At 37.6% G+C, this 3,828-nt stretch carries 4 protein-coding genes; 1 reads left to right on the top strand and 3 read right to left on the bottom strand.

All coding sequences use genetic code 11. From position 1 onward, the window contains the following. Nucleotides 1-444: 444 nt before the first annotated feature. The 3 genes from CXF78_RS14220 to CXF78_RS14210 all read right to left on the bottom strand — a co-directional run bounded on the left by CXF78_RS14220 (nucleotide 445) and on the right by CXF78_RS14210 (nucleotide 2,514). Nucleotides 445-1,131 (bottom strand): ChrR family anti-sigma-E factor, encoded by a 687-nt coding sequence (locus CXF78_RS14220; RefSeq protein ID WP_011637774.1) that lies wholly within the window; start codon nucleotides 1,129-1,131, stop codon nucleotides 445-447. Beyond that, nucleotides 1,124-1,786 (bottom strand): sigma-70 family RNA polymerase sigma factor, encoded by a 663-nt coding sequence (locus tag CXF78_RS14215; RefSeq protein ID WP_102037170.1) that lies wholly within the window; start codon nucleotides 1,784-1,786, stop codon nucleotides 1,124-1,126. Before CXF78_RS14215 ends, CXF78_RS14220 begins: the two co-directional genes overlap by 8 nt. Nucleotides 1,787-1,923: 137 nt before the next feature. Then, nucleotides 1,924-2,514 carry an LON peptidase substrate-binding domain-containing protein gene (locus CXF78_RS14210; RefSeq protein WP_102037169.1) on the bottom strand — a complete coding sequence of 197 codons (591 nt, stop codon included), beginning with the start codon at nucleotides 2,512-2,514 and terminating at the stop codon, nucleotides 1,924-1,926. A gap of 515 nt (nucleotides 2,515-3,029) precedes the next feature. Here CXF78_RS14210 and CXF78_RS14205 point away from each other — a divergent pair. Beyond that, nucleotides 3,030-3,828 (top strand): chemotaxis protein (locus tag CXF78_RS14205; protein WP_102037168.1); only part of this gene is annotated, 799 nt, incomplete at its 3' end.

The raw sequence follows: 3,828 nt of genomic DNA, 5'->3' as shown, positions 1-3,828 counted from the left end.
CTTTGTAAGTTGAACATAGTTTTATGACAACAAGATTACGTGAATATAATTTAAATTATCATATCAACAGAAATCAATTGAAATCAAAAACGATGTACAGAAGCTTGTCTTGGGTTTATTTACGAAGTGAAGTTGAGCAGACTTACAGGTAGGTAACCAAAATTAACAAGAAAACTAAATCTGTGTGGATAATATACTGAGTGTTTGCATATGGCAATAGTCTTTTTCAAATTTTAATCAAATTAATGCTGTTTTCTATTAAAAAATAGCGGTTAGTGATGAATTATCGACAAATTTTGCATTGCTCGGATGTCTATGGTGTAAAAGGGATGATGATGAATCAGTCATCATCCCTTATCAAATGGTACAACTTAATGATAAATAGCGGCCAAATTGTCTATACATTACGTTAGTCGTTAACATTTTAAGCAACTAGCGTAATGCTTAGTAAAGTAAATCGCCAATTGGGTTTAGTAACTTACTGAAACCTTTAGTGAAGTATAACGGAGCATCAACAATGGTATAGCACAAACAACCTTCAAGTGTTTTTGGTGAATGTTGGTGCTCTTTATCAAGCAGCATAAAATCACCTGGCTTGTAGGTGTTGTAACAGTCGCTGAACTCACCAGCGAGCAGTAATGTTAGCTCTGCGCCTTTGTGTGTGTGTTCAGGAATTTCACCATTGGCTGCGATATGCAACAAACTTGCTCTTGCTTGTGGCTCTCCAGTATCGAGTCTCAAGCGGCTGACTTTACCAATACCTTGCCAAGAAGCATTAATTTGCTTACGAAATACCTTAGGCAGAGGATAATGCTGACCTTTAATACTAACGCTGTTATCTTCAATCGTATCAATCGTACTAGCCTGTTCAATCTCTAAAGTGTCTAAGGTCGAATTTAATAGCTGCTCGAGTAGTGCGTCTAATTGATGATTATCATTAGTGTCTACCGACTGAGTTTTTACTGCTGACTCAAACTGTTGTTCAGACAACGCAATAGTCATCTGGTCAAGTTGTTGCTGGCAATGAGGGCACAATTCAGCATGGGCGGAGATAGCAATCGACATAGATAGCGGCAACTCGCCTTTAGCATGGAGAGACAGCAAATGCTGATCTGGGTGGTAATTAATCATAGTGTTTCTCCATAAAGCTTTTTAATTTTTCTAACCCGAGTCTAAGTCGTGATTTAACCGTTCCAATTGGAATATTAAGTTTGTCCGCTAACTCTTGTTGAGTAAGCTCTTGCATATAAATACCTTGTACTACCTGGCGCTGAAGAGGGGGTAATTCTTCTACATGCTGCAATAAACTGGCCGATAATAAAAAATCATTGTCGTTGCTTTCAGATTCGTCAGACTCAAATAAAGGCCAAATATCATCACCGAAAGAATCTTCACGGTTGTGTTGTACTTTACGAAGCATGTCAAAACATTGATTACGCATGATGGTAAATACCCAAGTGCTTACCGCTGCTTTCTCTGCGTTATATAGATGGGCTTTTGTCCATACTCTAGTCATTGTCTCTTGCACTAAATCCATGGCTAAGCCCTGTTGGCTTAAGCGCTGGACACCAAAAGAGTTAATTTTTGGGCCAAAATGCGAAAAAAGTTTTGCAAAAGATGTTTTGCATCGATCATTAGCCACCTGCGTCATTAATGACGCCAGCTCATCAGCCATTGGATTGGGTTCGTTTGATTTCATAGCACCGCTTAGTTTAATTAGGGATCTTTTTGCAAGATGCCCCTTATCATAACGACTTTGTGTGCTTTGTGATTGAAAATTTTCCATTATTTCACCCGCATCCAATAAATAACTCATTGAGCATAAAATATTACCTCATTATGCTGTGGCCATCCTGAGCTCAAACAAGCTGCAGTATCATTAATTAATACGTGGCATTTTTGCGTTCGGATCACTGTTATGTATTATTTTATAATATCGGCTAAGAATGATTTTGCTAATTGATGATCATGGCTATTGATACACTGATATTTTTCTTTGGCACTCAATGGAATAATTTCAAGCCATCGCTGACAAACCCACGCAATATCGTTGAAGTTCTCTTCACAGTAGTGAGCAAGATGCTGTGGGTATTGCTGTAAAATTTGCTTTAACGTGTGACTAAGTGCTTTATCTTTTTTACGCACATCAGTGCTAATGCCTGTCTGTCCCGTTTGTGGTTCAATGATATCGCGTGGCCAAGAATCAATTAAGCTGACATCGGCGCGCTTTAAACCGTCACTATCAACACTGACATTATTTATAATGAACGTCTTTTGCCCTTGCACACTAATACCTAACAAGCCATCTTCAAGCGTTTCAAAGTCGATGATTTGGGTTAATGTCCCCATGGGTAATATGGTTTTTTTATCATCAGCCAACATACACAAACCAAAACCAACACCACTTTTTAGCGATTCTGATACTAACCGTTTATATCTAGGTTCAAAAATTCGTAGCTGGGTATATCCTTGAGGTAACAAGCATATCGATAAAGGGAATAGTGGGATAATCATAACGGCACCTGAATGACTTTTAGCGAATAATCTATAGTGTTATACGCATACAAGCAGGTAAATGATCACCTTCCGTTGTGGTCTAAATAAGCTAAATAAAATTATGCTTTTATGTATGGCATGTTGCGCTCAAATGCAGTTTCAACAAGGGTTATTCATATTTACATCTTAAGCATTGATTGAGGTAAATGGGTTTACAACAACAGGTACATCTATCAAGTTTAAGTCTCACTGGATCAGTGTTGAAATATCGTGATAAATTGATGTAGTTGTCTCTGGAGTCTTTTCATCGGTGTAGTCTTTTAGTAGGGCATTTAAGAGATGAGATAGTTTGAGTCTTGAATAAACATCTTAGATATTTAGGTTTTTTTTCGATCTTGTTTATAGATATTTTTTATTTTTGTGGGATAAATCCTGATCCAACACTGTTTAATAATATTTTTTAAGTATAATTATGCTTATTAATGATAATGCATCTTTTATGTTGTTTGTATGTTTTTAGGTGGGACCTGTTAATGAGAAAAGTGCTAGATACGGTAGATCAAAGAACTAAGTTAGTTGGCGAAAACCGTTTAGAATTGTTGTTATTTCGCATTAACTCAACCCAGTTGTTTGCCATTAATGTATTTAAAATCAAAGAAGTGGTTAAGTTACCACCCTTAAATAATTTACCCGGCAGTAATCATAATGTTTATGGCGTCGCTAACTTTAGAGGCATGTCTATCCCGGTGATTAATTTACGAGAAGCGATTGGTTTCTCGCCGATGCCCGTAAATGACGATTGTAACTTGATTATTACCGAGTATAACCGCAGTGTGCAGGCTTTTTTAGTCGGTAAAGTCGAGAATATCGTTAACATGAGCTGGAGTGATATTATGCCGCCTCCTAAAACCACTGGTGGACATAATTACTTAACAGCAATAACGAAAATAGAAGACCAAGGGCACTTACGATTAGTGTCTATTATTGATGTTGAGAAGGTATTAGCTGAGATTATTGATTACGACGTGAAGTTATCTGACGGTGTGTTAGATGAAGCACTCGTTTCTTATATGCCTGGTCGTAAGATATTAATTGTTGATGATTCATCTACGGCGCGCAAACAAGTAAGAGACACTCTCAATCAACTTGGCATAGAGATTATTGAAGCTTCAGATGGATTACAAGCTTTGCAATTATTACAATCATGGGCTGATGAAGGCAGACAGGTTGCCGATGAATTGCTAATGATGATTACCGATGCCGAAATGCCCGAAATGGATGGTTATAAGTTGACCTTTGAGGTGCGAAATGATCCTCGAATGGCGGCACTCT

The organism is Shewanella sp. 11B5, assembly GCF_002836795.1.
In the GTDB taxonomy this organism is placed as follows: Bacteria; Pseudomonadota; Gammaproteobacteria; order Enterobacterales; family Shewanellaceae; genus Shewanella; species Shewanella frigidimarina.
This window is presented reverse-complemented; position numbering and strand designations above follow the sequence as displayed.